Source organism: Pseudomonas sp. PDM10, assembly GCF_014852295.1.
GTDB lineage: Bacteria > Pseudomonadota > Gammaproteobacteria > Pseudomonadales > Pseudomonadaceae > Aquipseudomonas.
The window spans coordinates 189,390-215,748 of sequence record NZ_JACVBJ010000006.1 but is presented as its reverse complement, the minus strand read 5'-3'; the positions used below and the strand labels follow the sequence as shown (position 1 = coordinate 215,748).

30 protein-coding genes are annotated in these 26,359 nt (G+C 59.1%); 19 read left to right on the top strand and 11 right to left on the bottom strand.

Features of this window, described 5'->3' with window-relative positions:
• Window positions 1–294: 294 nt before the first annotated feature.
• The 5 genes from IB252_RS21455 to IB252_RS21435 form a co-directional block, all read right to left on the bottom strand.
• Window positions 295–1,206, bottom strand: coding sequence for an SDR family oxidoreductase (locus IB252_RS21455; protein WP_192410173.1), 912 nt, complete (start codon window positions 1,204–1,206; stop codon window positions 295–297).
• 110 nt (window positions 1,207–1,316) lie between these two features.
• Window positions 1,317–2,219: an alpha/beta fold hydrolase gene (locus tag IB252_RS21450; protein ID WP_192410172.1), complete on the bottom strand. Its 903-nt coding sequence runs from the start codon at window positions 2,217–2,219 to the stop codon at window positions 1,317–1,319.
• Entirely contained in the window at window positions 2,219–3,001 is a 783-nt protein-coding gene (locus tag IB252_RS21445; RefSeq protein ID WP_134096670.1) for a class II aldolase/adducin family protein, read from the bottom strand. Before IB252_RS21445 ends, IB252_RS21450 begins: the two co-directional genes overlap by 1 nt.
• 147 nt (window positions 3,002–3,148) lie before the next feature.
• Window positions 3,149–3,835 carry an LrgB family protein gene (locus IB252_RS21440; RefSeq protein ID WP_033057889.1) on the bottom strand — a complete coding sequence of 229 codons (687 nt, stop codon included), beginning with the start codon at window positions 3,833–3,835 and terminating at the stop codon, window positions 3,149–3,151.
• Entirely contained in the window at window positions 3,825–4,211 is a 387-nt protein-coding gene (locus IB252_RS21435; protein ID WP_134096671.1) for a CidA/LrgA family protein, read from the bottom strand. The genes IB252_RS21440 and IB252_RS21435 overlap by 11 nt, the downstream gene beginning before the upstream one ends.
• Before the next feature lie 96 nt (window positions 4,212–4,307).
• Here IB252_RS21435 and IB252_RS21430 point away from each other — a divergent pair, with 96 nt between their 5' ends.
• Window positions 4,308–5,204: a LysR family transcriptional regulator gene (locus tag IB252_RS21430; RefSeq protein ID WP_192410171.1), complete on the top strand. Its 897-nt coding sequence runs from the start codon at window positions 4,308–4,310 to the stop codon at window positions 5,202–5,204.
• On the opposite strand, the gene IB252_RS21425 is transcribed toward IB252_RS21430, so the two are convergent.
• Window positions 5,185–5,640, bottom strand: coding sequence for a flavodoxin (locus IB252_RS21425; RefSeq protein ID WP_192410170.1), 456 nt, complete (start codon window positions 5,638–5,640; stop codon window positions 5,185–5,187). The two genes, IB252_RS21430 and IB252_RS21425, sit on opposite strands and share 20 nt — an antisense overlap.
• Window positions 5,641–5,793: 153 nt before the next feature.
• Here IB252_RS21425 and IB252_RS21420 point away from each other — a divergent pair, with 153 nt between their 5' ends.
• Both IB252_RS21420 and IB252_RS21415 read left to right on the top strand, forming a co-directional pair.
• The gene (locus IB252_RS21420) at window positions 5,794–6,270 is read left to right on the top strand and encodes a PAS domain-containing protein (RefSeq protein ID WP_008150687.1); all 477 of its coding nucleotides are present in this window, start codon (window positions 5,794–5,796) and stop codon (window positions 6,268–6,270) included.
• A 54-nt stretch (window positions 6,271–6,324) separates the two neighbouring features.
• Window positions 6,325–6,930, top strand: coding sequence for a hypothetical protein (locus IB252_RS21415; protein ID WP_111450383.1), 606 nt, complete (start codon window positions 6,325–6,327; stop codon window positions 6,928–6,930).
• A 1-nt stretch (window position 6,931) separates the two neighbouring features.
• Here the strand turns inward: IB252_RS21415 and IB252_RS21410 are convergent, their stop codons facing one another.
• Complete coding sequence (locus IB252_RS21410) at window positions 6,932–7,891, bottom strand: MerR family transcriptional regulator (protein ID WP_192410169.1); 960 nt, start codon at window positions 7,889–7,891, stop codon at window positions 6,932–6,934.
• A 208-nt stretch (window positions 7,892–8,099) separates the two neighbouring features.
• Here IB252_RS21410 and IB252_RS21405 point away from each other — a divergent pair, with 208 nt between their 5' ends.
• The 11 genes from IB252_RS21405 (at window position 8,100) to IB252_RS21355 (ending at window position 16,903) form a co-directional block, all read left to right on the top strand.
• The gene (locus tag IB252_RS21405) at window positions 8,100–8,669 is read left to right on the top strand and encodes an antibiotic biosynthesis monooxygenase (protein ID WP_111450385.1); all 570 of its coding nucleotides are present in this window, start codon (window positions 8,100–8,102) and stop codon (window positions 8,667–8,669) included.
• 157 nt (window positions 8,670–8,826) lie between these two features.
• Window positions 8,827–9,537 carry a dihydromonapterin reductase gene (folM, locus tag IB252_RS21400; protein ID WP_111450386.1) on the top strand — a complete coding sequence of 237 codons (711 nt, stop codon included), beginning with the start codon at window positions 8,827–8,829 and terminating at the stop codon, window positions 9,535–9,537.
• A gap of 22 nt (window positions 9,538–9,559) precedes the next feature.
• Window positions 9,560–10,135, top strand: coding sequence for a GTP cyclohydrolase I FolE (gene folE / locus IB252_RS21395; protein ID WP_008150696.1), 576 nt, complete (start codon window positions 9,560–9,562; stop codon window positions 10,133–10,135).
• Window positions 10,136–10,137: 2 nt separating this feature from the next.
• The gene (folX, locus tag IB252_RS21390) at window positions 10,138–10,509 is read left to right on the top strand and encodes a dihydroneopterin triphosphate 2'-epimerase (protein WP_192410168.1); all 372 of its coding nucleotides are present in this window, start codon (window positions 10,138–10,140) and stop codon (window positions 10,507–10,509) included.
• Between the two features lie 68 nt (window positions 10,510–10,577).
• On the top strand, window positions 10,578–10,874 hold the full coding sequence (locus tag IB252_RS21385; RefSeq protein ID WP_111450387.1) for a DUF1244 domain-containing protein: 297 nt from the start codon (window positions 10,578–10,580) through the stop codon (window positions 10,872–10,874).
• Window positions 10,867–11,205 (top strand): HopJ type III effector protein, encoded by a 339-nt coding sequence (locus IB252_RS21380; RefSeq protein WP_008150702.1) that lies wholly within the window; start codon window positions 10,867–10,869, stop codon window positions 11,203–11,205. Before IB252_RS21385 ends, IB252_RS21380 begins: the two co-directional genes overlap by 8 nt.
• Before the next feature lie 240 nt (window positions 11,206–11,445).
• A complete protein-coding gene (locus tag IB252_RS21375; protein WP_192410167.1) occupies window positions 11,446–12,696 on the top strand; it encodes an aspartate aminotransferase family protein in 1,251 nt (416 codons plus the stop codon).
• A gap of 131 nt (window positions 12,697–12,827) precedes the next feature.
• Window positions 12,828–13,802, top strand: coding sequence for an amino acid ABC transporter permease (locus tag IB252_RS21370; protein ID WP_192410166.1), 975 nt, complete (start codon window positions 12,828–12,830; stop codon window positions 13,800–13,802).
• A 60-nt stretch (window positions 13,803–13,862) separates the two neighbouring features.
• The gene (locus tag IB252_RS21365) at window positions 13,863–14,591 is read left to right on the top strand and encodes an amino acid ABC transporter ATP-binding protein (RefSeq protein ID WP_132834042.1); all 729 of its coding nucleotides are present in this window, start codon (window positions 13,863–13,865) and stop codon (window positions 14,589–14,591) included.
• 46 nt (window positions 14,592–14,637) lie between these two features.
• A complete protein-coding gene (locus IB252_RS21360; protein WP_192410165.1) occupies window positions 14,638–15,465 on the top strand; it encodes a transporter substrate-binding domain-containing protein in 828 nt (275 codons plus the stop codon).
• Between the two features lie 154 nt (window positions 15,466–15,619).
• Complete coding sequence (locus tag IB252_RS21355) at window positions 15,620–16,903, top strand: NAD(P)/FAD-dependent oxidoreductase (protein WP_192410164.1); 1,284 nt, start codon at window positions 15,620–15,622, stop codon at window positions 16,901–16,903.
• A gap of 180 nt (window positions 16,904–17,083) precedes the next feature.
• On the opposite strand, the gene trxB is transcribed toward IB252_RS21355, so the two are convergent.
• Window positions 17,084–18,040 (bottom strand): thioredoxin-disulfide reductase, encoded by a 957-nt coding sequence (gene trxB, locus IB252_RS21350; RefSeq protein WP_111450392.1) that lies wholly within the window; start codon window positions 18,038–18,040, stop codon window positions 17,084–17,086.
• 316 nt (window positions 18,041–18,356) lie between these two features.
• On the opposite strand from trxB, the gene cysZ reads away from it, so the two are divergent.
• Both cysZ and IB252_RS21340 read left to right on the top strand, forming a co-directional pair.
• Window positions 18,357–19,109: a sulfate transporter CysZ gene (cysZ, locus tag IB252_RS21345; RefSeq protein WP_134096678.1), complete on the top strand. Its 753-nt coding sequence runs from the start codon at window positions 18,357–18,359 to the stop codon at window positions 19,107–19,109.
• A 40-nt stretch (window positions 19,110–19,149) separates the two neighbouring features.
• Window positions 19,150–20,349 carry a glycosyltransferase family 4 protein gene (locus tag IB252_RS21340; protein ID WP_111450393.1) on the top strand — a complete coding sequence of 400 codons (1,200 nt, stop codon included), beginning with the start codon at window positions 19,150–19,152 and terminating at the stop codon, window positions 20,347–20,349.
• 126 nt (window positions 20,350–20,475) lie between these two features.
• Here IB252_RS21340 and IB252_RS21335 read toward each other — a convergent pair whose 3' ends face one another.
• The 3 genes from IB252_RS21335 to IB252_RS21325 form a co-directional block, all read right to left on the bottom strand.
• Entirely contained in the window at window positions 20,476–21,579 is a 1,104-nt protein-coding gene (locus tag IB252_RS21335) for an NADH:flavin oxidoreductase (RefSeq protein WP_192410163.1), read from the bottom strand.
• A 155-nt stretch (window positions 21,580–21,734) separates the two neighbouring features.
• Window positions 21,735–22,217 carry a glutathione peroxidase gene (locus IB252_RS21330; RefSeq protein ID WP_008150716.1) on the bottom strand — a complete coding sequence of 161 codons (483 nt, stop codon included), beginning with the start codon at window positions 22,215–22,217 and terminating at the stop codon, window positions 21,735–21,737.
• A 125-nt stretch (window positions 22,218–22,342) separates the two neighbouring features.
• Window positions 22,343–22,828 carry an FKBP-type peptidyl-prolyl cis-trans isomerase gene (locus tag IB252_RS21325; RefSeq protein WP_008150718.1) on the bottom strand — a complete coding sequence of 162 codons (486 nt, stop codon included), beginning with the start codon at window positions 22,826–22,828 and terminating at the stop codon, window positions 22,343–22,345.
• On the opposite strand from IB252_RS21325, the gene IB252_RS21320 reads away from it, so the two are divergent.
• Genes IB252_RS21320 through IB252_RS21310 form a run of 3 tightly spaced genes read left to right on the top strand, consistent with a single transcriptional unit; the run spans window position 22,797 to window position 26,204 of the window.
• Window positions 22,797–23,135, top strand: a complete 339-nt coding sequence (locus tag IB252_RS21320; protein ID WP_192410162.1) for a DUF3565 domain-containing protein — start codon at window positions 22,797–22,799, stop codon at window positions 23,133–23,135. The genes IB252_RS21325 and IB252_RS21320 overlap by 32 nt on opposite strands.
• A 60-nt stretch (window positions 23,136–23,195) precedes the next feature.
• Entirely contained in the window at window positions 23,196–25,295 is a 2,100-nt protein-coding gene (gene pta / locus IB252_RS21315; RefSeq protein ID WP_008150719.1) for a phosphate acetyltransferase, read from the top strand.
• A complete protein-coding gene (locus IB252_RS21310; protein WP_111450395.1) occupies window positions 25,296–26,204 on the top strand; it encodes an acyltransferase in 909 nt (302 codons plus the stop codon).
• Window positions 26,205–26,359: the final 155 nt, after the last annotated feature.

The window sequence follows — 26,359 nt, the reverse complement described above, 5'->3', positions numbered from 1 at the left end:
TTGAAGATGTTCGACTCATCGCCCCGTGTTCACTGACGTTGATTTATTGCTCCTTAATCAATCGTCTTACTTTGGCCGCTGCGTTTGCAGCGGCCTTTTTTATGGGGGATGGTTTTGTGACGGAGGCGAAGTGTAACTTTTAGCGGGTTTCCGATAACGCTATAAGCGGGTGTACTGGCGCGAGAAAGGGTCCCAACTGGAAAGTGCCCCAGTTCGTCATAGAAAAACGCTACATCAATTAAAAAAAATCGACCCTCCAAGCCGCCTTGGACGGCTTGGGGGGTCGCAAGATCGTTAAATCGAATACTTCTGCAAATTCGCCATCATTTCCTTCAACGCTTCAAGGTTGTCCTGCGGATGCGCCGCACCTTCAAAGTCGCAGATCTGTTGCCAATGCGCCGCCACATCTTCGGGTGAGAACCCAATCCGCGGATCAAACCCCGCGCCCAGGCTTCGTTCCCAGCGCACCTTGCCCATCCAGCCGCCACCGACTTCAAACAACCCGGAGGTTTCCTGGCAGTTCTCGCTGGCGAGGTACACCACCAGCGGGCTGACCAGTTCCGGTTTGAGTTGTTCGAAGACTTGCGGCGGGATCAGGCCTTCGGTCATGCGCGTGCCGCCAGTAGGCGCGATGGCGTTGACCAGGATGTTGTTCTTGCGGCCTTCGATGGCCAGGGTGCGGGTCAGGCCGTAGAGGCCGAGTTTGGCCATGCCGTAGTTGGACTGGCCGAAGTTGCCGTAGATGCCCGAGGTCGAAGCGGTGAATATCACGCGGCCATAATTTTGCTCGCGCAGGTGCGGCCAGGCGGCGCGGGTGACTTTGTAGGCGCCTTCGACATGGACGCGGTAAACCAGGTCCCAATCGCCGTCTTCCATTTTGTGGAAGGTTTTGTCCCGCAGGATTCCGGCGTTGTTGACCACAACATCGACACGGCCAAAGGTGTCCAAGGCGTTTTGAACGATTTTGTCGCCGTCGGTGACGGAGTCATGGTTGGCCTCGGCAATTCCACCGGCCTCACGAATTTCTGCCACCACCCGGTCGGCTGCCGAAGCGTTTGCGCCTTCGCCCTGAGCCGAGCCGCCGAGATCGTTGACCAGCACTTTGGCGCCCTGTTTGGCGAACAACAGCGCGTGGGCCCGACCCAGGCCGCCGCCTGCCCCCGTGATGATCACGACTTTATCTTCGAAGCGCACAGACTCATTCATTGGGGGACTCCAGCAGGCCAGGGACAATAAGCTGGAGTGTCAGGCACGACAATGCGGGCCACAATGAACTGAGGTGAGGCTGAATGGTGCGCGATAAGTCAGGGGGATAATCAGGAACAAGCGACCTTGCGCGGCGGTGAAACCAGCTGATCGCGAAACTCCAGATAATGCTTGAGCACTTGCCCCGGCGCCTCGGTCTGAGGGTAGTGACCAATACCGGGCAACAAGACCGTGTCCGGGTTCGGGATCAGTTCCCGATAACGCTTGACCATGTGCGCGCCGGAGATCGGATCGACCTCACCATCGATCACCCGCAACGGCACTTCACCACGCTGCATCGCGCTGACCCAACGCTCGCGCTGGGCACGCCGTTCAGGGATGTAGGCGATCAATTTGTGCATGATCCGTGGCCCGTGATTGCTCTCGATCAGGCTCCAGAAATCGTCCATCTCGCTTTCGGTGGGGCGGCTCTGGGGGCCGAAGATCTGTCGGAAACTCTTCACCAGGCTGTCACGGGAAAAAGCTCGACCGATCATCCAGCCCAAGGGGCTGAGCAGGAGTTTTTGCATCAGTATCGGACGATGGGTTTCAGGAAAGAGGCCGCCATTGAGGAACACACAACTGGCGATATCAATGCGCGCTTCGTAATGCCGGGCCAACAGTTCCTGGGCCACGCTGTCGCCATAATCGTGGGCCAACAGATGCACCGGCTGCTCGACCTGCAGGTGTGCCAGCAAGGCCTGTTGCAGATCGGCCTGCTCCAGCAGGCTGTATTCGTGGTCCACCGGTTTGGCGGAATCACCAAAGCCGAGCATGTCGCAGGCAATCACCCGATAGCGCTGGGTCAGGGGCTGCCAGAGAAAATGCCAGTCCCAACTGGCGGTCGGGAAGCCATGGATGAGCAACAGTGGCTCACCCTGCCCCGCCGTCCAGTAACGGATGGTCTGGCCACGGAATACGAACGTCTGGCCGCGTTTGCGCCAGACACACAGGGGAATCTCGGCGAGAGGCATTAGAGTTTATAACCCGGGTCTTGTTTATCGAGTTTGCGCAGCAGCGCTGGCCAGGCCAGTGCGCCGCCCATCCCTTGAGCACTTTTGGTGACGCCGGCGATCATCGCCTTGGCGCCCGCCAGAATCTGCGGTTCGATGGCGATCAACTCGGCGCCACCGTTCTGCGCCAGCACCTGGATATCGCAGGCGCGCTGGAAGGTAAACATCATCAGGAACGTGTCGGCGATGGTGCCGCCGCAGGTCAGCAGACCGTGGTTGTGCAGCATCAGGAAATTGTTTTCGCCGAGGTCGGCTTGCAGCCGCGCTTTCTCTTCATGGTTAAGCGCAACACCTTCGTAGGCGTGATAAGCCAGGCTGGACAGGACAAACAACGATTGTTGGCTGATCGGCAAAATACCTTGTTTCTGCGCCGACACAGCGACACCGGCGGCAGTGTGGGTGTGCAGCACGCAGACGACATCGTGACGAACCTCGTGCACCGCGCTGTGGATGGTGTAACCGGCCGGGTTGATCTCGTAAGGGCTGTCCATCAGCTTGTTGCCCGCCTGATCGACCTTGACCAGGCTGGACGCAGTCATCTCGTGGAACATCAGCCCGAACGGGTTGATCAGAAAGTCTTCGGTACCGGGGACCTTGGCCGAGATGTGGGTAAAAATCAGGTCATCCCAGCCATGCAGGGCGACCAGTCGATAGCAGGCGGCAAGATCAACTCGAGTCTGCCACTCAGCGGCGCTGACCTGGTCTTTGACACTGTGTGGCGATTGGACGGGAGCTACCTTCACGGCAAGGAACCTCTAATTTTTATTCTTGGGGTTTCTATTGTTTACCGACGTTACTCCAGTCTAGTCACGCCCCGGGGATCGTGTAGTTGCATTGGCAGCCAGCTTGATGGCCTAGCGAGTCAGTACGCCGATGAACGTGGATCCATGTCAAAGTACTGCCGCCAACAAGGGTGCGGCGAACAGATTCAGCAGCCCCGTCAGAACCATGACTAACCCCGCCACCGAGCCCTCTTCACCCCCCACTTCATGTGCTCGACTGACCCCGGCACCGTGAGCACCGACACCAAACAGCGCCCCTCGAGCCAAGGCACTGCGCAGGGGCAACCACTTGAGCAGAATGCCGCCGAGCATCGCCCCGAACACCCCGGTGAACATCACAAACACCGCGGTCAGTTCCGGTACGCCGCCCAGGTCATGGGCCAGCGGCATGGCAAAAGGCGTGGTGATCGAGCGCGGCACCAGCGACATCGTCACCGAACTGTCCAGTGCCAGCGCCTTGGCCAACCCGAACGAACTGCCGATAGACGCCGCGCTGCCCGCCAGCATCCCCAGCAACAACGCCGACCAATGCCGCATCAGCATCTGCCGCTGCTGCCAGATCGGTACTGCAAAAGCGACGGTAACCGGCCCCAGCACCAACATCAGCCAATGGGTGTTGCTCGAATATTCGGCATACGCGGTGTGCAGCGGCACAGCGAGTGCCAACAGCAAGGCTGGAACCAGAATCAGTGGCGACAACACATAGCGCCCGGTGCGCCGATAGATCCAGCGACTGAACAGATAGGCCAGCAGCGTGAAGGCCAGCCAGAACATCGGCATCAGCTCAAGCTTCACGAGACCTCCTCAACCGCACCACCAGTTCCACGGTAAAGGCGGTCACCAGCATCACCATCAGCGTGCTGACGCCGATCACCAGCAAAATTCGCCAACCGTCGCTGCGCAGCAGGCCGCCGTAATCGAGCAGGCTCATGAGCGCAGGAATGAAGAACAACAGCATCTCGGCCATCAACAGGCCGGCGCCCATTTGCAGCGCTGCCGGTTTGACCACACCTAAAGCGAACGCCAGCAGCAACAGCACCATGCCGATGACACCACCGGGAATAGGCCAGGCAAACCACACGGCCATCTGGCAGCCGAGCAGGTAGATGGCCAGCAGCACGGCCAATTCGGTCGCCAGTCGAGCCAATTTTTTTAAGGTTGATGCGTTCATGCCTTCGGTCCTCACAGGTGCTCATTTTAAGGAGCGGGCTGCCATACCCGAAGCGAATTGTTAGACTCGAAGCCATTCCAAAATGGAATCATGTAGATGGAATTCAAACAACTACGCAGCTTCGTCGAGGTCATGCATCAGGGCGGTTTTACTCAAGCCGCCAAGACCTTGCACATCAGTCAATCGGCGGTGAGCAAACAGGTCGCTCAGCTGGAACAGAGCCTGGGCACCGCGCTGCTTGAACGACAGGGTTCACAGCTGCGGCTGACGGCCGCCGGCAGCGTGGTCCTTCTACGGGCCGAAGGCATGTTGCGACTGCGCAACGAACTGCTCAGTGAGCTGGATGACTTGAGCCAACTGGCCCGCGGGGAATTGCGCCTGGGTTTGCCGCTACTGGGCAGCGACGCGCTGTTCGCCGGACTGTTCGCCGAGTATCGGCGACGCTACCCCAACATCAGCATTCAATTGCTTGAGGGCGGGAGCCTGAACATCGAACAGGCCGTTTTGAGTGGAGAGCTGGAACTGGGTGGCAGCCTGTTGACGAAGGACCCTCAGTTCGCCTTCCAGCCTTTCTGCGATGAACCGCTGGACGCCCTGCTGCCGGCCGATCATCCGCTGGCGTCGAAGACTGTGATTGGGCTGGAGGAATTGGCCGACACGCCATTCCTGCTGTATCAGCGCAGCTTCGTGCTCAACGACCGCTTGCTGCAAGCCTGCCAGCAACTGGGGTTTACGCCGAAGGAAGGTGGTCGCAGCGGTCAGGCTGACTTTCTTGCGGCGCTGGTGGCGGCCGGTCAAGGGGTGGTGCTGTTGCCGCGCGTGGTGGCTCGCGGGCTGGTGCGGCCAGGCGTGGTGCGCCTGACCTTGAACGCGCCGAGCTATCTGCGTTGGGATATCGCCTTCATCTGGCGTCAGGGCGCGTACTTGTCAAAAGCCGCGCAAGCCTGGCTCGCCTTGCTGCGCGAGCGGCCGGTCAACCCCGCAGAGCGCTGAGCAACTCCGCCAGCCAAGGCTCGGCGTCGGTTTCCGGCGTCACGCTTTCGCTGGCGTCCAGGCGCAGCATGGGCAGGACTTCGCGCAGGCCCAGTTCGCCGAACAATTCGCGCATCAACTCGCCGCCGCCGCAAAACGTGTCGCCGTAACTCGCATCGCCCAGACCAATCACGGCGCCCGGCAAGCCACGCCAGGCCGCCGGCAACTGATCGCGAATGGCGAAATACAACGGTTGCAGGTTGTCCGGCAACTCGCCCATGCCGGTGGTCGAGGTCACCGCCAGGAAGGCTTCAGGGCCAAAGGCCTGAACATCGGCGAGGCTCGCACGCGGGTTGTGCCAGGTTTCGAAACCCGCTGTTTTTAAAATAGTTGCGGCGTGGAGGGCGACTTCTTCAGCCGTGCCGTACACCGAGCCGGAAAGGATGGCGACTTTCATCAATCTGATCCTGAAGCTGAGTAAAAAGACGGGGATATTAACAGCCGTGGCAAAAAAGCTGCGATTGACTCTCAATTAACCCGGGTGACCAGTAGAAAGTTCTCAATGTTCTTTTAGAATGCATCCCACAATCAAATTGGAAAGGACTCTCCGATGATTAACGCCCAACTGCTGCAAATGGTGATCAACGCTTCCAACGACGGCATCGTGATTGCCGAAAAGGAAGGCGAGCAGGACAACATCCTGATTTACGTCAACCCGGCATTCGAACGCCTGACGGGTTACACCAGCGAAGAAATCCTCTACCAGGATTGCCGTTTTCTTCAGTCAGGGGACCGCGACCAGGAAGCTCTCCCGTTGATTCGCGAAGCGTTGAGCAGTGGCGGTTCCTGCCGGGAAATCCTCAGAAATTATCGCAAGGACGGCACGCCGTTCTGGAACGAACTGTCCCTCTCGACGATGAAAAACCCTGATGACGGACAAACTTATTTCATCGGTGTGCAGAAAGACGTCACTCTTCAGGTCAAGGCGCAGCAGCGAGTCGCGCAGCTGGAAGCGCAACTGGCCGAGGTCCAGACCGAGCTTGCCGCACTAAAAGCGACGAACGGCAAAAACAAAACGAAGAATTGATTGTCATTAACTACAATCACCGGTGACTTCGTAATTTTTTCTGTCGAGCAGATCATGCAACGCGACGCACTCCTGACGCAGGATGAGCTGGATTTTATCCAGAAAATGCAACACAACCCGCAACTCAATGTACGGGATGCGACGTCGAGCCTGCTCGTCAACGGTGGTTCACAGATCCGTGACCTGCTCACGCGCCTTGCCGCTCATGAGCAAGTCACCATCCAGGCCAACTTCGAAAATCAGCAAATGACTTTCCCGCTGCACCTGGTGGAAGACGAATTTCACGCAATGCATTTACGCCTTGGCGTTCCCAGCATCTATGAAGACGGACCGATGGTCCGGCCATGGCGTCTGGTACTCGAAGAACCGGTTGCACTGGAGAATGCCAGTGGCCAGTCCGGTACGATGTGGGTGCACGAAGTGTCGTTCAAAGGGGTTTTGCTGGAAGTTCGCAACAAGACCAAGCCGCCAAAACATTTCGCCTTGTGGTTCAGCCCGTCTGGCTACGAGCGCATCGCGTTGCGCGGCACCTTCGAAAGAGAAACCGAGAACGGGTTCTATGCCTATCAGTTGAATCAGGATGACAAAGACGAAACCGAGCGTCTGCGTCAGTACATCCTTCAACAGCATCGGCTGACGCATCCGGCCATGCATCTCTGATTCAGGTGTCCAAATTGCCTGTCAGGAACTGTTTCAAACGCTGACGCATGACCGAACCTTCGTTACCCAGACATCCAATCGACGATCCCGCCAGGCTTTCCTGCACCAGATCGGACGCATCCCCCGCCAGCAACAACTGACAGTCAAGGCTCAAGGCCAGGCGCTTCAGTCGCCGCGGCAACTCGAGCGCAGGCGCGTGATTGGAAATCAGCACCAGCGCCTGGGGCTTGACTCTTTCGCAGACCAGCGCTAATTCATCGAATGGCTGACCGATAGCCAACACTTGAATAGCCGAATCGACACTGCTCAAAAACAGCGCGGTTACCAGCACATCGAGTTCACGACACTGATCGCTCAGGGCGCAGACAATCACCCGTCGCGGTTGCAGGACACGCACCAGCAGCAGGCGTTGCAACACTCGAGAACGCAGAAAACCATCCAGGAAAAGCCACTCACTGGCCTGGCCGAATGCTTCATGGCGCTGGCGCAGTTGCTTCCAGAGTGGAAGCAGAATGTCCTGAAACACGATGGTCAGGGGATAACTGGAAAAGATCTGTCCATAGACCTGCTCCAGTTGAACCTCATCAAAGGCACTCACCGCCGACTGAACTTGCTGCTGCCATTGCGTGTGGTCAGCGTGTACGAGTTCATTGGGGATGATGTGTGACAGGGCCTGAAGCGGCGCAATCCTGGCCAGGACCTTGCCGACTTTACTGACAGCAACACCACGCTCAATCCAGCCAAGGATGCTGCGGACACGATCGATATCGGTCAACGAATACAGTCTGTGCCCACTTTCGGTGCGCGCGGGCTGGATCAGTCCATAGCGGCGTTCCCATGCTCGTAGCGTCACTGGGTTGACCCCTGTCAGGCGCGACACTTCGCGAATCGGAAACAGTTCTTCCTGCTCGAGTGGAAGACTGGGCTGCAATCCAGGGACAACGTCAGTCAGGACAGGCATTTAATTCTACGCCCATGTATAAATTGGATCCCATTCTAACTCTCCTCCCCCCACACCATTCAAGACGTTGATCGCGGCGACTATCACTGACGTACCCGACCGAATCAGGAATAATCCTTGCTTGTTCCAAGACGCAGTCCAACACCCCGGCGCTGCGCCTGGCGAAACTCCTACCCGGAGCGACGCGATTGTCATACGGAGATACACAATGTCTACCTCACCCGTCACGCTGATGGTTGCGCGCCGCGTCGCCGATGGGCGCTATCAAGACCTGATCGCCTGGTTGCACGAAGGCGAACAACTGGCCACTGATTTTCCCGGCTATCTCGGCTCTGGCGTGCTTGCTCCGCCGCCCGACGATGACGAATTCCAGATTATTTTCCGCTTCGCGAACGAGCAGACTTTGCACGCCTGGGAGCATTCCGCCTCGCGTACCGCATGGCTGGCACGCGGCAGTGACTTGTTTGCCCATCCAACGGAACACCGAGTCAGCGGCATCGAAGGCTGGTTCGGCGCGGCCGGCCAACGACCACCACGCTGGAAACAGGCTGTGGCGATCTGGCTGGCATTCTTTCCGGTTTCCCTGCTGTTCAACTTTGTCCTCGGGCCGTTGCTGAGCGACATGGGTTTGCTGAGCCGGGTGTTCATCAGCACCTTGTGCCTGACCCCACTGATGGTCTACTTCTTCATTCCGCTGTCGACCCGCCTGCTGGCCAGTTGGCTGAACACCACGCCGCAACGGCCGCTGCCCGCTGCACCCTCCCCCCAAAATCACTGATCTCTGTAGGAGCAAGGCTTGCCCGCGATTGAGACAACCCGGTCTTTTTGTGAAACCGCGTCATCGTTCATCGCGAGCAAGCATTGCTCCTACGCGGTAGAGGTGAATGCCCCACGTCGCTGGTATAGTTTTGCTCTTACCGCGACGCGAGCCGTTCATGACCTCTTTCGCAGCTCCAATCCTCATCACCGGTGCCGGCCAACGTGTCGGCCTGCACTGTGCGCAGCGTTTGCTCGAGGATGGCCAGCCGGTGATCTTCAGCTACCGCAGTGAGCGCCCCGGCGTGCAAGTCTTGCGCGACCTGGGGGCAACCGCGGTGTTTGCAGATTTCTCCACTGAGGCCGGGATCTTCGCGTTTATCAGCGAACTGAAAAACCACACCGACAGCCTGCGGGCAATCGTCCACAACGCCTCCGAATGGCTGGCCGAAACCCCGGACACCGACGCCGCAGCCTTCATCCGCATGTTCAACGTCCACATGCTGGCGCCCTATCTGATCAATCTGCATTGTGCCGACTTGCTGCAACGTTCAAGCCCCGCCGACATCGTGCACATCAGCGACGACGTGACCCGCAAGGGCAGCAGCAAGCATATTGGCTACTGCGCCAGCAAAGCCGGGCTCGACAGCCTCACCCTGTCCTTCGCCGCGAAATACGCGCCGACAATCAAGGTCAACGGTATCGCGCCAGCCCTGCTAATGTTCAACCCCGACGACGACGCGGCGTACCGCGCCAAGGCACTCGCCAAATCCGCGCTGGGCATAGAACCCGGCAGCGAAGTGATCTACCAGAGCCTGCGTTATTTGCTCGACAACCCTTATGTCACCGGCACGACCCTGACCGTCAACGGCGGACGGCACATCAAATAAGCGGCCCCCGCGAGGATGTTCCATGACGTTATCCCTGCACCAGAACGCCCTGTCCCAGAGCTACCGCGAGATCCTCATCGGCCTCGGTGAAAACCCCGACCGCGAAGGTCTGCAAGACACCCCGGTTCGCGCGGCAAAAGCCATGCAGTACCTCTGCCGTGGTTATGAGCAAAGTGTCGAAGAGATCGTCAACGGCGCGCTGTTCGCGTCCGACAACGATGAAATGATCATCGTCGACAACATCGAGCTGTACTCGCTCTGCGAACATCACATGCTGCCCTTCATCGGCAAGGCCCATGTGGCTTATATTCCAACGGGCAAAGTGCTGGGCCTGTCGAAGATTGCACGACTGGTGGACATGTTCGCCCGTCGCCTGCAAATCCAGGAAAACCTCACTCGGCAAATCGCCGAAGCTGTACAGCAAGTGACCGGCGCGGCGGGCGTCGCGGTGGTCATCGAAGCCAAGCACATGTGCATGATGATGCGCGGCGTCGAGAAACAGAATTCGACCATGAACACCTCGGTGATGCTCGGCGCCTTCCGCGAGTCGAGCAATACCCGCCAGGAGTTCCTGCAATTGATTGGACGGAGCAAGTAGCAATGCCACAACTTCAACCAGGAACGGCACGCATACGGGTCAAGAACCTGTGCCTGCGGACCTTCATCGGGATCAACGAGGATGAAATCCTCAACAAGCAGGATGTGCAGATCAACCTGACCATCCTGTATGCCGCTCAGGAAGCGGTGCGTGACAACGACATCGATCACGCGCTGAACTACCGCACCATCACCAAGGCGATCATCGCCCACGTGGAAGGCAATCGCTTCGCCCTGCTCGAACGCCTGACTCAGGAAATTCTCGATCTGGTCATGGCCAACGACTCGGTGTTGTACGCCGAGGTCGAAGTCGACAAGCCCCACGCCCTGCGTTTCGCCGAGTCGGTATCGATTACCCTCGCCGCGAGCCGCTGACCGCGTCTGGCACATTGCTCGTCAGACTTTTATCATCCGCCCCACGATTTGATTGCACAGAGCCCGCCATGACCGATCAACAACGCCTGGAACTCGAAGCCGCCGCCTTTCGCCGGCTGGTCGCCCATCTGGACAGCCGCAAGGATGTGCAGAACATCGACTTGATGAACCTTTCCGGTTTCTGCCGTAACTGCTTGTCCAAGTGGTACAAGGCCGCTGCCGATGAACGCCAGATCGAAGTCAGCCTCGATGACGCCCGCGAAGTGGTTTACGGCATGCCGTACGCCGAGTGGAAAGCCCTATACCAGCAAGAAGCCAACGCCGAACAACAAGCGGCGTTCGCCAAAGGAAAACCCAATGAGTGATTTGAACACCCTGCGCGCCAGCCTCAAGAGCGGCGAACACGTTTTTGCCGACACCCTGGCCTTCATCGCCGCCGGCTACGACTATCAGCCTCAGGCTTTCAACAACGGCGGCGTGGAAAACGCAGCCGGGCAGAACGAAGGTTCGTGCAAGACCCTGGGCCTGGCGCTGCTGGAAGGCTTGAGCGATGAAGAAGCGCTGTTGGCGTTCGGCGAGCATTATCGTTCGGTGGTGGCAACGCCTGAGGGCAGTGACCACGGTAATATCCGCGCGCTGATTGCTCATGGGTTGGCTGGCGTGAAGTTCTCGCAGCAACCGCTGAACCGCCGCTGAATAAACAGTAGGAGCACGGCTTGCCGGCGATAGCGCCCTGGAGATCGCCATCGCCGGCAAGCCGTGCTCCTACAGGCGATGGCGATCTCAAGAACGCCATCGCTGGCAAGCCATGCTCCAGCAAGGGGCGCAACACATCCCGACTTTTAAGATTGACCCGGCAACTTTATTTCGTTTGCCGGGCACCACTGCTCACGGCTTAGATAAAAAGAAGCATCCCTTCTTCAGAGTCGGTCATCCATGAGCAGCGAAACCATCAGCCAGTCGATCAACATCGTTCATCCCGTCACGCTCAGCCACGGCAAAAATGCCGAGGTCTGGGACACCGATGGCAAACGCTACATCGACTTCGTCGGCGGCATCGGTGTATTGAACCTCGGCCATTGCCATCCACGCATCGTCGAGGCCATTCGCGAACAAGCCACCCGGCTGACCCACTACGCGTTCAACGCCGCCCCGCATGTGCCCTACCTCGAACTGATGGATCGTCTCACCGCGTTTATTCCGGTGGAGTACCCGGTCAGCGGCATGCTCACCAACAGCGGCGCGGAAGCAGCGGAAAACGCCCTGAAGATCGTGCGTGGTGCCACCGGTCGCACGGCCGTCATCGCCTTCGACGGCGCCTTCCATGGCCGCACCCTTGCCACACTCAACCTCAACGGCAAAGTCGCGCCCTACAAACAGAAAGTCGGCGTGCTGCCGGGTCCGGTTTTTCACCTGCCTTTCCCGAGCAAGGACAACGGCGTGACCTGCGCCGAGGCTCTAAAAGCCATGGACCGGCTGTTCAGCGTCGAGATCGACGTCGATGACGTCGCCTGTTTTATCGTCGAGCCGGTGCAAGGCGAATCGGGCTTCCTGACGCTGGACGTGGAGTTCGCCCAGGCGCTACGTCGCTTCTGTGATGAAAAAAACATCCTGCTGATCGCTGATGAAATCCAGTCCGGCTTCGGTCGCACCGGCCAGCGCTTTGCATTTTCGCGACTGGGTATTGAGCCCGATCTGATCCTGCTCGCTAAAAGCATTGCTGGCGGCATACCACTGGGTGCTGTGGTCGGGCGCAAGTCGCTGCTCGACACCTTGCCCAAGGGCGGACTGGGCGGCACCTATTCGGGCAACCCGATTGCCTGCGCCGCGGCACTGGCAACCCTGGACGAGATGACCGATGCGAACCTGCACGCCTGGTGCTCGCAACAGGAAGAAGCCATCGTCAGCCGCTACGAGGCCTGGCGCGCCAACAAGCTGTCCCCGTTTCTGGGCCGCCTGACCGGCGTTGGCGCGATGCGCGGTATTGAATTGGCCAATGCCGACGGCACACCGGCATCGGCGCAGTTGACACAACTGCTCGCATTGGCACGAGACGCGGGTTTGCTGCTGATGCCCAGCGGCAAGTCGCGCCACATCATTCGGCTTTTGGCGCCGTTGACCACTGAGGCAGCGGTGCTGGAAGAAGGCCTGGATATTCTCGAGGCCTGCCTGGCGAAGCTTTCCTGAAAAGCAAACTGCGATCCGGGACTGACATAGCGAATTATGTTCGCTTGTAGTCCCCGATTTCGCGTCGCAATACTCACCCAATACCCCTTTTACCAAGCGAGATTACTACCCCCTACAAGCCTGAGGCATTCATGTATCACGACAATATAATTTATAAAAAAAAGTCCAATGATCCTCAATTCCTGCTTGGCGTAGCCGTGGTGCTGTTTCTCGGCTCCTACCTGATGAACCTGGGTAACAGCGCCCTCAGTCATTTCCTGCATCCACTGTTGGGCAATGCCCCGGACAGCCTGACCGCTCGCAATATCACCATCGGCCTGGCGATTGCTGCACTGGGCACGCTGAACTTTCACGTCCTCGGACGCTTGAAATTCAAGGTGCAGACCACCGTGGTATGGATCGAACTGCTGATCCTGTTCCTGGCGTTCTTCGACACCTTCGACCTTTCCTACAGCTTCATCCTCGACAAGATCGGTTTCCTGATCATCCAGGGCGCCGCGACCACGCTGTACATCTCCGCCGTGGCGATCGTGATTGCCTTCGTGCTGGCGTTGATCGGCGCCGTGGCCAAGCTGTCGAACAACGGCCTGGCCAATGCCATCGCCTCGTTCTACACCTCGTTTTTTCGCGGTGTTCCGCTGCTGATCCAGATCTACCTGATTTACCTCGGACTGCCGCAACTGGGTTATGTGGTGGACGCCGTGCCGGCCGGCATCCTCGCGTTGTCGCTGTGCTACGGCGCCTACATGACCGAGATTTTTCGTGCAGGCATCCAGAGCATTCCGGTGGGTCAGTGGGAGGCTTCACGAGCCCTGGGCATCAGCCCGTTCAAGACCCTGAGCCGGGTGATCATGCCGCAAGCCTTGCGGGTGATCATCCCGCCCACCGGCAACCAGTTCATCGCCATGCTCAAGGACAGTTCGCTGGTGTCGGTGATCGGCGTCTGGGAATTGATGTACCTGGCCAAGACCCAGGGCCGCGCGGATTTCCGTCACCTGGAAATGCTGATCACCGCCGCGATGATTTACTGGGCCCTGTCGTTCATCCTCGAACGGGTGCAGGCGCGGATCGAAAAACGGGTCAACCGATCCATTGCAAGGGGTTGATGAGTGATGACTACGGCAGAACGACTCGACCTGGCACCTGTTGCGCAGGCCAGCCCTTCGATGATTTCCATCACCGGCCTGAACAAGTGGTACGGCGATTTTCACGCGTTGCGCGATGTCGACCTGAACGTCGCCACGGGCGAAATCCTTGTAGTGTGCGGGCCGTCGGGCTCGGGCAAATCGACGATGATTCGTTGCATCAACCACCTGGAGAATTTCCAGAAAGGCCACATTCAGGTCAACGGCATCACCCTCACCAGCGAGGCAGAAAGTGTCAGCGCGGTGCGCCGGGAAATCGGCATGGTGTTCCAGAGCTTCAACCTGTTCCCACACTTAAGCGTAATGGACAACCTGACCCTGGCCCCGCAACTGGTGCAAGGCGTGTCGAGCGCCGAGGCAAAAAAGCGCGCTCAGGTTTACCTGGAACGGGTACGCATTGCCGAACACGCCGACAAGTACCCTTCGCAACTGTCCGGCGGCCAGCAGCAGCGCGTGGCGATTGCCCGGGCGCTGTGCATGAACCCCAAAGTGATGCTGTTCGACGAGCCAACCTCGGCCCTCGATCCGGAAATGGTCCACGAAGTGCTGGACGTAATGGGCGAGTTGGCCACCGACGGCATGACCATGATTTGCGTGACCCACGAAATGGGTTTTGCCAGCAAGGTCGCCGACCGCGTGCTGTTCATGGACCAGGGCCAGGTCATCGAACAAGCCACCCCTTCCGAGTTTTTCAACAACCCGCAAACCGAACGCGCACAGAAATTCCTGTCGCAGATCATTGGTCACTGAGCATCGCTTTGCCCCTTCATAACAAAAACGATAAGTGGAGATGGACATGGTCAGCAAAAAACACGTAATCGCAGCCGCAATGTCGCTGGTGTTCGTCGGCGCCGCCAACGCCGGAGCCGTTCTGGACAAAATCCAGAGTAGTAAAACAATGACCGTCGCCACGTCAGCGACCTGGCCTCCCCAAGGGTTTATCAACGACAAGAACGAAATCGACGGGTTTGACATCGACGTTTCCAAAGAGATCGCCAAGCGTCTCGGCGTCGCCGTCAAGTTCATCACGCCTGACTGGGACGTGATCACCGCCGGCAAGTGGAACGGGCGCTGGGACATGTCCGTGGGCTCGATGACCGCCACCAAAAGTCGCGCGCGAATTCTCGATTTCCCCGCGACCTATTACTACGTGCCCTACGTGTTTGCGGTTCACAACAAATCCACCCTCACCGACCACAAAGCGCTCAATGGCAAAACGATCGGTGTTGAAGGCGGCACCACGTCCGAGGACTATTTCAGCCAGGCGCTGGCCATTGAAACCACTGACGTGCCCCCTGTCGTTTATGACGTAAAGACCACAAAAATGAAGACTTACTCCGGTTCCGTCGGACCGCTGGACGACCTGCGCCTGGGTGACGGTACCCGGCTGGACGCCATCCTCACTCAACGCAGCACACTGGACGCAGCAGTGAAGAGCGGTTACCCGCTGCGGGCCGTCGACAATGCAGTGGCGTTCTACGAACCCCTGGCCATTGCCACCGACAAGGGTGACGCGGAATTGAAGGCCAGGCTCGGTCAAATCATCGGCGAGATGCACAAGGACGGCACGCTGACCAAACTGTCGGACAAGTGGTACGGCGTCGACTACTCGACCATCAAATAACCCCCCTCCCCTGTGGGAGCGAGCCGGCTCCGGGCGGCGATCCGACGATGAGGCCATAACATTCAATATCAATGTTGAATGTGAGACCGCCATCGTCGGAACGCCGCCCGGAGCCGGCTCACTCCCACAAAAAGCAATTTCTCAAGGATTGACCATGTCCTTCCCCACCACCTGGTACTCCCAAACCTCGCTGCCCCGCGCGGCCAGATCCGAACTTCGCACTGACGAAAACTGCGACGTCTGCATCATCGGCGCCGGGATCGCGGGCCTTACCGCGGCCCTGGAGCTGACCCGGCGCGGTAAACGCGTGATCGTCCTCGAAGCCCAGCAAGTCGCCTGGGGCGCGTCCGGTCGGAACGGTGGCGTGGTCTCACCAGGCTGGGCTGAGGGTTCGGGAGCGATACGCAAGAAACTCGGGCTGGAACAGGCCAAGGCGTTATTCCAAATGTCGGTCGAGGGCGTCGAGATCGTCCGCCACAACATTGCCGAACTGGCTCTGGCCGGTTGCGCGCCATCGGCAGGCACGATCCGGGTCAAGCGTTACGACGACAGCGCCGAGGTGAAAAACCATATCGAGACCATGCGCCGCGACTTTGGCTATGAACTCAATTTCCTCGACACTCCCCAGGTTCGCGAACGCGCGCACACCTTGCGCTATTTCCAGGGTGTCGAAGACCCCAACGCCTTGCACTTCCACCCGCTGAATTATTGCCTGGGCCTGGCCCTCGCCATCGAAGCGGCTGGAGGGCAGATTTTCGAACACTCAAAAATGCTGGCCTGGCATCACGAAGGCGTCGATAAAATTGTCCAGACCGCTCACGGCACCGTGTGCTGCCAGGACCTGGTGTTCTGCGCTGGCGGCTACGGCGGCCCGGAACTGCAAAAACTCAGCCGCGCCTACCTGCCCATCGCGACCTACGTGGTGCTGACCGAACACTTGGGCGACTCGATCAAAAACGTCCTCGACTCCGGCGCCGCGTTCTCCGACGACCGCCGCGCCTCGGATTACTACCGAGTGGTCGAAGGCGACCGCCTGCTCTGGGGCGGACGTATCACCACCCGCAACGAACAGAACGAAAAGGCCCTCGCCACCATGCTCAAGGCCGACATGGTGTCGGTCTATCCACAACTGGCCCCGGTCAACATCGAATTGGCCTGGTCCGGCCTGATGGGTTACTCCACCAACAAGATGCCCAACCTGGGATTGCTCGAACCGGGCGTCTGGGCCTGCACCTCGTTTGGTGGCCATGGTTTGAATACCGGCTCGATTGGCGGCAGGGTCATCGCCGAAGCGGTGTGCGGGGAAAGTACGCGTTATCAGCTGTTCAAACCGTACTTGCTGGACTGGAACGGCGGACCGTTCGGGCGGATTGCCGCCAATGCCATCTATCAATCGTTGAAGGTCATGGACTTCGTCCAGGAGCGGCTGAAGGGCTGAGAGCACAACATTTCCCCTGTGGGAGCGAGCCTGCTCGCGAAAGCGATTTATCATTAGACATTGTTGTCGACTGACACACCGCTATCGCGAGCAGGCTCACTCCCACAGGGTTGATCGGACATTTCTGCAAGTACAAAAAAACCGGCCGAAGCCGGTTTTTTGTTTTCTACAGAATCAGAATCAAGCGTTCTGCAGGTCGTCGAGGTAGCGCTCGGCGTCCAGTGCCGCCATGCAGCCAGCGCCGGCCGAGGTGATGGCCTGACGGTAAACGTGGTCAGCCACGTCACCGGCAGCAAAGATACCTTCGAGGCTGGTGGCAGTGGCGTTGCCGTCACGGCCGCCCTGTACAACCAGGTAGCCGTCTTTCAACGTCAGCTGACCTTCGAACAACGAAGTGTTCGGGGTGTGGCCGATGGCGATGAACACGCCGTCGACGGTCAGCTCGTCGAAGCTGCCATCGTTGTTCTTCAGGCGGGCACCGGTCACGCCCATGTTGTCGCCCAGGACTTCGTCCAGTGTCGAGTTCAGCTTCAAGACGATTTTGCCTTCGGCAACCCGGGCATTCAGCTTGTCGATCAGGATCTTCTCGGCGCGGAAGGTTTCGCGACGGTGGATCAGGGTGACCTTGCTGGCGATGTTGGCCAGGTACAGCGCCTCTTCAACAGCGGTGTTGCCGCCACCGACCACGGCCACTGGCTTGTTGCGGTAGAAGAAACCATCGCAGGTCGCGCAGGCCGAAACGCCTTTGCCCATGAAGGTTTCTTCCGACGGCAGGCCCAGGTAACGAGCGCTGGCGCCGGTGGCGATGATCAGGGCGTCGCAGGTGTAGGTCGCGCTGTCACCGGTCAGGGTGTACGGCTTGGCAGCGAAGTCCACGGCATTGATGTGATCGAAGACGATTTCGGTTTCAAAGCGCTCGGCGTGCTCTTTCATGCGTTCCATCAGCGCCGGGCCGGTCAGGCCGTGGACGTCGCCAGGCCAGTTGTCGACTTCGGTGGTGGTGGTCAGTTGACCGCCGGCTTGCATGCCGGTGATCAGCAGTGGCTTGAGGTTGGCACGGGCGGCATAGACTGCGGCGCTGTAACCGGCAGGGCCGGAACCGAGAATAATCACTCGCGAATGACGGACTTCAGACATGACCTGCTCCTGTTGACCGGCCCGAAACTTCTGGCGCGGAACGCCGGGTTGCCGGCGGGAATAAAAAAGGACCGTTGAAAGCACTTGGGGAAGGCTTGAGCTCGACAGTCCTGTAAAAAGTATGGGGTGCAGCGTATCGAGGGGGCGAAGATTAAGGAAATACGGTTTAACAATCCAGCTCATAGGCGGTCTCTATCCCATCACGATGGATGCATAGGCGCCTTTGTTACAGTTAATGTCGATGCTGCTGCCGCGCTTTCGCCCGTCAGGCAAAGCCGGTAAGGTCGGCGCGTTTCCCCTTTGCTCGGAGCACGTTATGCCCGCCCCCGTTCTGTCCGGCCCGCAATACCTGCGCGAAGGCCTCAAGTTGGTCCTGAGCCCAAGCCTGCGTTTGTTCGTGCTGTTGCCGCTGGTAATCAACCTGGTGCTGTTCGTCGGATTGATCTACCTGGCCAGCCATCAATTCAGCCTATGGGTCGATACGTTGATGCCGTCGCTGCCCGACTGGCTGAGTTTCCTCAGTTACATCCTGTGGCCGATTTTCGTCGTGCTTGTCGTTTTGATGGTGTTTTTCACCTTCACCATGCTCGCCAACGTCATCGCCGCGCCATTCAACGGCTTCCTCGCCGAGAAAGTCGAAGTGGTGGTGCGCGGGACCGACGACTTCCCGTCCTTCAGCTGGGGCGAACTGATCGCCATGATCCCCCGCACCCTGTCCCGCGAGATGCGCAAACTCGGCTACTTCCTGCCTCGCGCCATCGGGTTGTTCATCCTCTCGTTCATTCCGGTGGTGAACATCATCGCTGCGCCACTGTGGCTGCTGTTCGGGGTGTGGATGATGGCGATCCAGTACATCGACTACCCGGCGGATAACCACAAACTCGGCTGGAACGAGATGCTCGCCTGGCTGCGCGAGAAGCGCTGGCAGAGCATGAGTTTCGGCGGCAGTGTTTATCTGGTGCTGCTGATTCCGGTGGTCAACATCCTGATGATGCCGGCCGCCGTGGCAGGTGCGACCTTGTTCTGGGTGCGTGAACGCGGCGCGGAAAACCTGGTAGTCCAGCGCTGACTCGGTCACAAATTCATCATCCCACCGTCACACTGACGACATGGCCTCAGCCGACACTGAGGTCATGACGACAGCTCTGCATATCACTCTGATCACCGAAACCTTCCCTCCCGAAATCAACGGAGTGGCCAATACCCTCGGTCGCTTGTGTGACGGCTTGCGCGCGCGCGGGCATCAGGTGGAATTGGTGCGACCGCGTCAGGGTTGCGATCAGCAGCAGGGCAGCGATGATGCGTTGTTGCTATGTCGGGGCTGGCCGCTACCGGGTTATCCCGGCTTGCAATGGGGTCAGTCATCGATGCACAAGCTGCTGCGGCGCTGGAAGCGTCATCGGCCGGACGTGCTGTACATCGCCACGGAAGGACCGCTGGGATTGTCCGCGTTGCGCGCGGCGCGGCGCTTGGGGATTTCCGTGGTCAGCGGCTTTCACACTAATTTTCAGCAGTACTCCAGTCAGTATGGGCTTGGACTGCTGACGCGATTGCTGACCCACTACCTGCGCTGGTTTCACAATCGTTCGACGCTGACCCTGGTGCCGAGCGTGAGTCAACGAATGGAACTGGAGCGCCGTCATTTCGAGCGCCTGGCGTTGCTGTCGCGTGGGGTCGACAGCCAGTTGTTTCACCCGAGCAAGCGGCTGACGTCGCTACGCGAACAGTGGGGTCTGGCCGATAGTGACATTGCCGTCATCCATGTAGGTCGCTTGGCCCAGGAGAAAAATCTCGGTTTGCTCAAGCGCAGTTTCGACAGGCTGCGCACGACTTATCCACAGAAAAACCTGAAGTTGATCGTGATCGGCGACGGCCCGCAACGAGTGGTCCTGGAGAAGGAACTGCCCGAGGCGATTTTCTGTGGCTCTCAACGCGGTGAAGCCTTGGCCAGTCACTATGCGTCGGGAGATGTGTTTCTGTTTCCAAGCCTGACCGAGACGTTCGGCAACGTGGTGCTTGAGGCACTGGCGTCGGGTTTGGGGGTGGTGGCCTACGATCAGGCAGCAGCGGCTCAGCACATTCGCCATGGCTACAACGGCGTACTGGCGATGCCGGGGGACGAAGAGGCGTTTTGCGATGCGGCGTGCTGGCTGTTGGAGGAGCGCGAAACCTTGCGCTGCGTGCGGCTTAATGCGCGTCAGCATGCGAGTCGCCAAGGGTGGGCAGCGATTATCGAGCAGTTTGAGGGGCAGTTGCGCGGGGCTTGTGTTGGTGAGCAAGTGCTGCCGAATGCACCGACGGTACTCTGATTCTTCAGTGTTCTTGAGTCCGCCTTCGCGAGCAGGCTCGCTCCCACAGTTGACCGCATTCTTCAGGTAGAACTCGGTTGAAAGTGGGAGCGAGCCTGCTCGCGAAAGGGCCCTGCCAAGCGCCGCTTAAACCAGCGTCATCAACGCCTCACGGCTGAACGGCAGAATGTCTTCTTCACGGCCGTCGCGCACTTTCTGCGCCCAGTCCGGGTCCACCAGCAGCGCACGACCGACGGCCACCAGATCGAACTCATCATTGTTCAAACGCTCCAGCAGTTTTTCCAGGCTGGCCGGCTGCGCGATCTTGTCGGTGTTGACCATGAACTGCAGGAACTCGCCATCCAGGCCGACACTGCCCACGGTGATGGTCGGTTTACCGGTGAGCTTACGGGTCCAGCCGGCCAGGTTCAGCTCGGAACCGTCGAACTCCGGCTCCCAGAAACGACGCGTCGAGCAGTGGAAAATATCCACGCCGGCGTCGGACAACGGCTTGAGGAATTCGCCCAACGCTTCGGGTGTTTGCACCAGGCGCGCGGTGTAATCCTGCTGTTTCCACTGCGAGAAGCGGAAGATGATCGGGAAGCCTTCACCGACCGCGGCACGCACAGCCTGGATCAGTTCAATGGCAAAACGCGAACGGTTGGCCAGGCTGCCGCCGTATTCATCGGTGCGCTGGTTGCTGCCTTCCCAGAAGAACTGGTCCACGAGGTAGCCGTGGGCACCGTGAATTTCCACGCCGTCCATGCCGATGCTCTGGGCGTCTTTGGCGGCCTGGGCAAATGCGGCGATCACGTCCTGGATATCTTGCTGGGTCATGCCGTGAACCACGACCTGACCGTCCTTCAATTTCTCCGACGGACCGTAACCCGGCACGCTGGCGTCCGGCTCGGTGCCGATGCGGCGCACGCTGCCGACATGCCACAGCTGAGGAACGATCTTGCCGCCCTCGGCATGCACCGCGTCGACCACTTTCTTCCAGCCGGCCAATGCCGCTTCACCGTAGAAATGCGGGACGTTCGGGTAACCGTTGGAAGCCTTGTGCCCGATGGTGGTGCCTTCGGTGATGATCAGACCCACACCTGCAGCGGCGCGACGACGGTAGTACTCGATCACTTTGGAATTGGGCACGCCACCCGGCGAAAACGAGCGGGTCATCGGCGCCATGACGACGCGGGTCGGCAGTTCGAGGGTGCCGAGGTGGAACGGTTTGAACAGGGCTTTGACGGGCATGGGACGCTCCACGAAAACGGTATCGACGGGACATAGATTTTATGACGGCGATAATATGCGGAGCGGCAAGCGAAGCACAGCACTATTGATTGCGGTGATTAAGGTTCAAAAGGCAGGCATAAAAAATCGCAGCTCAGTGGCTGCGATTTTTTGGTTCAGCTCAGGGCTTTTTCGATCGCATGAACGACAGTCGGATCATCCGGCGCCGTGCGCGGCGAGAATCGCGCCAGCACGCGACCATCCTTGCCCAGCAGGAATTTTTCGAAGTTCCAGGTAATGTCACCAGGAAATTCAGCACCCTCGCCCGCCAGCAGACGGTACAGCTGATGACGATCGTGACCGTTGACTTCCAGCTTGCTGGACAACGGAAAACTCACGCCGTAGTTGAGGCTGCAAAACGCCTGGATCTCTTGCTCGGTACCCGGTTCCTGCCCGGCAAACTGGTTGCACGGCAGGCCCAGTACGCTGAAGCCTTTGTCCTTGTATTGCTGGTAGAGGTTTTCCAGCGCCGCGTACTGTGGGGTCAAGCCACATTTGGAGGCGACGTTAACCACCAGCACGACGTGCCCCTTGAAGGGCGCCAGAGGTAGCTCCTGACCATCCAGGCCTGTCAATTTAAGGTCGTGAAAAGCACTCATGACGAACTCCAGATTCCCGTGTTCTTCTCGAAACAGCCACTTGGCGGTGTCACCAGGGACAGCCGCGGACTAAAAAAGGCGCCCCTCGGGCGCCTCTCCAGTTCTCGAAAGCTTAGCGCAGAAAATCAGTGGTGATGGCCACCTTCGCCATGGACGTGACCATGAGCGATTTCTTCCTGGCTGGCATCACGGATGTCGATGATCTTGACCTGGAAATTCAGACGCTGACCGGCCAATGGGTGGTTGCCGTCGACGGTGACATCGTCGCCGTCCAGATCGCGAATGGTGACGATCTGCATCTGGCCGTCCGGAGCGGATGCGTGGAACTGCATACCCACTTCCAGCTCGTCGACGCCTTCGAACATGCTGCGGCTCAAGGTGCTGACCAGTTCGGCAGCGTATTCGCCGTAGGCATCTTCAGGTTCAACGGCTACGGTCAGCTCGTCGCCGACTGTTTTGCCTTCCAGTGCCTTTTCCAGGCCCGGAATGATGTTACCTGCGCCTTGCAGGTAGACCAGCGGCGCGCCGCCGGCGGAGCTGTCGATGACCTCACCAGCGTCGTTGGTCAGGGTATAGTCGATGGAGACAGCCTTATTGGCGGCGATCAGCATGGGGCGAGACCTTTTGCATAAGAATGAAGAATGGCCAAGTTTAGCGAAGCAATCGCCCGAAAGCGAACACAACCCGGACAGACGGATGACGGCGAAAGGCTCGACGGTCACAGGCTTCCATCAAGATGAGGACGGGCACTGGGTGGCCGAGCTTTCCTGCGGTCACACCCAGCACCTGCGGCACCAGCCACCGTGGCAATCCCGAGCCTGGGTGCTGGACCCTTTGCTGCGTAATGAAAAAATAGGCCAGCCCTTTGATTGCGGTTGGTGCGCACAAGGCTCGGTTAGCGCTAACCTTGGCGACTGAATTTCGGTAGAAGGCCAGTCATAGGCGTTCACCATTGCCATGCACCTCCAGAGAATCCGCATGCAAACTTTTTTTATCGCGCCCACCGATTTTGGTGTGGGTCTGACCTCCATCAGCCTCGGGCTGGTACGTACCCTTGAGCGGGCCGGCCTCAAGGTCGGCTTTTTCAAACCGATTGCCCAGCCGCATCCGGGTGACACCGGGCCTGAACGGTCCACTGAACTGGTGGCGCGCACTCACGGTTTGAAACCGCCTCAGCCGCTCGGGCTGGCGCACGTCGAGCGCATGCTCGGCGACGGTCAGCTGGACGAGTTGCTCGAAGAAATCATCACCCTCTATCAGCAGGCGGCAGTCGGTAAGGATGTGCTGATCGTCGAAGGAATGGTCCCGACCCGCAGCGCCAGTTACGCCGCACGGGTCAATCTGCATTTGGCGAAAAGCCTCGACGCCGAAGTGATCCTGGTCTCGGCACCGGAAAATGAGGTGCTGACCGAACTGTCCGGCCGAGTGGAATTGCAGGCGCAATTGTTCGGCGGCCCCAAAGACCCGAAAGTCCTCGGCGTGATCCTCAACAAGGTCAAAACCGACGAGAGCATGGAGGCCTTCGCCTCGCGCTTGAAAGAGCATTCGCCGTTGCTGCGCAGTGGCGATTTCCGTCTGCTGGGCTGCATCCCGTTCCAGCCGGAATTGAACGCCCCGCGCACCCGTGACGTCGCCGACCTGATGGGCGCACAGATTCTCAATGCCGGTGATTACGAAACCCGGCGCATGACCAATATCATCATATGCGCCCGCACCGTGCGTAACACCGTGGAGCTGCTCAAGCCCGGCGTGTTGGTGGTGACGCCCGGTGATCGCGACGACATCATCCTCGCCGTCAGCCTCGCCGCCATGAACGGCGTGCCACTGGCCGGCCTGTTGCTGACCAGCGACACCCTGCCCGACCCGCGCATCATGGACCTCTGTCGTGGTGCGTTGCAGGCGGGCCTGCCGGTGTTGTCGGTGAGCACCGGTTCCTACGACACCGCCAACCAGTTGAACGGTTTGAACAAGGAAATCCCGATCGACGACCGCGAGCGCGCGGAGATCATCACCGATTTCGTTGCCAGCCACCTCGACGCTAAATGGCTGCACCAACGCTGCGGCACGCCACGGGAAATGCGCCTGTCGCCAGCGGTGTTCCGTTATCAACTGATCCAGCGCGCCCAGGCTGCCAACAAACGCATCGTCCTGCCCGAAGGCAGCGAGCCGCTGACCGTGCAAGCCGCAGCGATCTGTCAGGCGCGCGGCATTGCCCGTTGCGTGTTGCTGGCGAAACCGGCGGACGTCGAAGCCGTGGCTCGCGCCCAAGGCATCGAGCTGCCGCCGGGGCTGGAAATCCTCGACCCGGACCTGATACGCGAGCGCTACGTCGAGCCGATGGTCGCCCTGCGCAAAACCAAAAGCCTCAACGCGCCGATGGCTGAACAGCAACTGGAAGACACCGTGGTGATCGGCACCATGATGCTGGCGCTGGATGAAGTGGACGGCCTCGTGTCCGGGGTCATTCATTCCACCGCCAACACCATCCGCCCGGCCCTGCAACTGATCAAGACCGCGCCGGGCTGCACGCTGGTGTCATCAGTGTTCTTCATGCTCTTCCCCGAAGAGGTTCTGGTCTACGGCGACTGCGTGATGAACCCGCACCCGAGCGCTAGCGAACTGGCCGAGATCGCCCTGCAAAGCGCCGACTCGGCAGCCGCCTTCGGCATCACCCCGCGCGTGGCGATGATCAGCTACTCCAGCGGTGAATCGGCCAGCGGCGAAGAAGTCGAGAAGGTGCGCGAAGCGACGTTGCTCGCCCATGAACAACAGAACTCGCTGTTGATCGACGGCCCATTGCAATACGACGCCGCCGCCAACGAAACGGTAGCCCGGCAACTGGCGCCGAACAGCCAGGTCGCCGGTCGCGCCACAGTGTTCGTGTTCCCCGACCTGAACACCGGCAACACCACCCACAAAGCGGTGCAACGCAGCGCCGATTGCGTCAGCCTCGGGCCGATGCTGCAAGGCCTGCGCAAACCGGTGAACGACCTGCCGCGCGGCGCGCAGGTCGATGACATCGTCTACACCATCGCGTTGACCGCGATTCAAGCTGCCAACCGACCTTTGGATCTTTAAATGCTGGACTCCCTACCTGCACCGCTGCGAGGCGTCATTGCCTCGCTGCTGTTGGCGCTGAACACGATTGCCTGCTGCACACCGCTGTTCATCGTGGCGATTTTCAAACTGCTTTTGCCCTTCCCCGCCGCCCAACGTTTTACCGACTGGCTGATGAGCCATATCCACGAAGCCTGGATCAGCAACAACAAGGCCTGGATGGACTTGCTCGGACACACGCGCTGGACCCTCAGCGGCCTGGAAGGCCTGGACTATCAGCACTCGTATCTGATCACCAGCAACCACCAGAGCTGGGTCGACATCATGGTGTTGCAATACGTGCTGAACCGGAAAATTCGCCCACTGAAGTTCTTCCTCAAACAAGAACTGATCTGGGTGCCGGTGATTGGCCTGGCGTGGTGGGCGCTTGGCTTTCCGTTCATGAAGCGCTACTCCAAGGCCTACCTGGAGAAGCACCCGGAGAAGAAAGGCAAAGACCTGGAAACCACCCGCAAGACCTGCGACAAGTTCCGCCATAACCCGGTGGGGATTTTCAACTTCGTCGAAGGCACGCGTTTCACCGATGGCAAGCATGCCCAGCAGAAATCGCCGTTCAAGCATCTACTCAAACCCAAGGCTGGCGGCATTGCGTTTGTGCTGGATGCCATGGGGGAGCAGCTGGAAGCGATCGTCAACGTGACCATTCACTATCCGGCCGGCCGTCCCGGTTACTGGGATTTGCTCTGTGGGAACGTGAAGGACGTAGTGGTGCACTTTCAGGAGCTGAAGATTCCGCCGCAGTTCATCGGCAAGAACTACGACCAGGATGGGGAGTATCGCTTGCAGTTTCAGGGCTGGATCAATCAGATGTGGCAGGACAAGGATGCGTTGCTTGCGCAAATGCACCGCGAGTATCCCGCCAAGTCTTGAGGTGCCTGTACTGGCCCCATCGCGAGCAGGCTCGCTCCCACAAGTTCAGTGTTCGCCGAAGATCCACTGTGGGCGAGCCTGCTCGCGATGGCGATCTCAAAGACACAAAAAAACCCGCCGATGATCACTCATCGGCGGGTTTTTTATTAGCGGCT

Bases quoted from the DNA above. Each gene is read 5' to 3' on its own strand.
- IB252_RS21410 (WP_192410169.1), bottom strand. From the start codon at position 7,891: ATGCCTGTCCTGACTGACGTTGTCCCTGGATTGCAGCCCAGTCTTCCA.
- cysZ (WP_134096678.1), top strand. From the start codon at position 18,357: ATGCCCGCCCCCGTTCTGTCCGGCCCGCAATACCTGCGCGAAGGCCTC.
- IB252_RS21435 (WP_134096671.1), bottom strand. From the start codon at position 4,211: ATGAACGCATCAACCTTAAAAAAATTGGCTCGACTGGCGACCGAATTG.
- IB252_RS21320 (WP_192410162.1), top strand. From the start codon at position 22,797: ATGGAGACAGCCTTATTGGCGGCGATCAGCATGGGGCGAGACCTTTTG.
- IB252_RS21455 (WP_192410173.1), bottom strand. From the start codon at position 1,206: ATGAATGAGTCTGTGCGCTTCGAAGATAAAGTCGTGATCATCACGGGG.
- IB252_RS21420 (WP_008150687.1), top strand. From the start codon at position 5,794: ATGATTAACGCCCAACTGCTGCAAATGGTGATCAACGCTTCCAACGAC.
- trxB (WP_111450392.1), bottom strand. From the start codon at position 18,040: ATGTCTGAAGTCCGTCATTCGCGAGTGATTATTCTCGGTTCCGGCCCT.
- IB252_RS21375 (WP_192410167.1), top strand. From the start codon at position 11,446: ATGAGCAGCGAAACCATCAGCCAGTCGATCAACATCGTTCATCCCGTC.
- IB252_RS21450 (WP_192410172.1), bottom strand. From the start codon at position 2,219: ATGCCTCTCGCCGAGATTCCCCTGTGTGTCTGGCGCAAACGCGGCCAG.
- IB252_RS21370 (WP_192410166.1), top strand. From the start codon at position 12,828: ATGTATCACGACAATATAATTTATAAAAAAAAGTCCAATGATCCTCAA.
- folE (WP_008150696.1), top strand. From the start codon at position 9,560: ATGACGTTATCCCTGCACCAGAACGCCCTGTCCCAGAGCTACCGCGAG.
- IB252_RS21405 (WP_111450385.1), top strand. From the start codon at position 8,100: ATGTCTACCTCACCCGTCACGCTGATGGTTGCGCGCCGCGTCGCCGAT.
- IB252_RS21365 (WP_132834042.1), top strand. From the start codon at position 13,863: ATGATTTCCATCACCGGCCTGAACAAGTGGTACGGCGATTTTCACGCG.
- IB252_RS21415 (WP_111450383.1), top strand. From the start codon at position 6,325: ATGCAACGCGACGCACTCCTGACGCAGGATGAGCTGGATTTTATCCAG.
- IB252_RS21310 (WP_111450395.1), top strand. From the start codon at position 25,296: ATGCTGGACTCCCTACCTGCACCGCTGCGAGGCGTCATTGCCTCGCTG.
- IB252_RS21325 (WP_008150718.1), bottom strand. From the start codon at position 22,828: ATGCTGATCGCCGCCAATAAGGCTGTCTCCATCGACTATACCCTGACC.
- IB252_RS21425 (WP_192410170.1), bottom strand. From the start codon at position 5,640: ATGAAAGTCGCCATCCTTTCCGGCTCGGTGTACGGCACGGCTGAAGAA.
- IB252_RS21385 (WP_111450387.1), top strand. From the start codon at position 10,578: ATGACCGATCAACAACGCCTGGAACTCGAAGCCGCCGCCTTTCGCCGG.
- IB252_RS21335 (WP_192410163.1), bottom strand. From the start codon at position 21,579: ATGCCCGTCAAAGCCCTGTTCAAACCGTTCCACCTCGGCACCCTCGAA.
- IB252_RS21360 (WP_192410165.1), top strand. From the start codon at position 14,638: ATGGTCAGCAAAAAACACGTAATCGCAGCCGCAATGTCGCTGGTGTTC.
- IB252_RS21330 (WP_008150716.1), bottom strand. From the start codon at position 22,217: ATGAGTGCTTTTCACGACCTTAAATTGACAGGCCTGGATGGTCAGGAG.
- IB252_RS21380 (WP_008150702.1), top strand. From the start codon at position 10,867: ATGAGTGATTTGAACACCCTGCGCGCCAGCCTCAAGAGCGGCGAACAC.
- IB252_RS21340 (WP_111450393.1), top strand. From the start codon at position 19,150: ATGGCCTCAGCCGACACTGAGGTCATGACGACAGCTCTGCATATCACT.
- folX (WP_192410168.1), top strand. From the start codon at position 10,138: ATGCCACAACTTCAACCAGGAACGGCACGCATACGGGTCAAGAACCTG.
- folM (WP_111450386.1), top strand. From the start codon at position 8,827: ATGACCTCTTTCGCAGCTCCAATCCTCATCACCGGTGCCGGCCAACGT.
- IB252_RS21430 (WP_192410171.1), top strand. From the start codon at position 4,308: ATGGAATTCAAACAACTACGCAGCTTCGTCGAGGTCATGCATCAGGGC.
- pta (WP_008150719.1), top strand. From the start codon at position 23,196: ATGCAAACTTTTTTTATCGCGCCCACCGATTTTGGTGTGGGTCTGACC.
- IB252_RS21355 (WP_192410164.1), top strand. From the start codon at position 15,620: ATGTCCTTCCCCACCACCTGGTACTCCCAAACCTCGCTGCCCCGCGCG.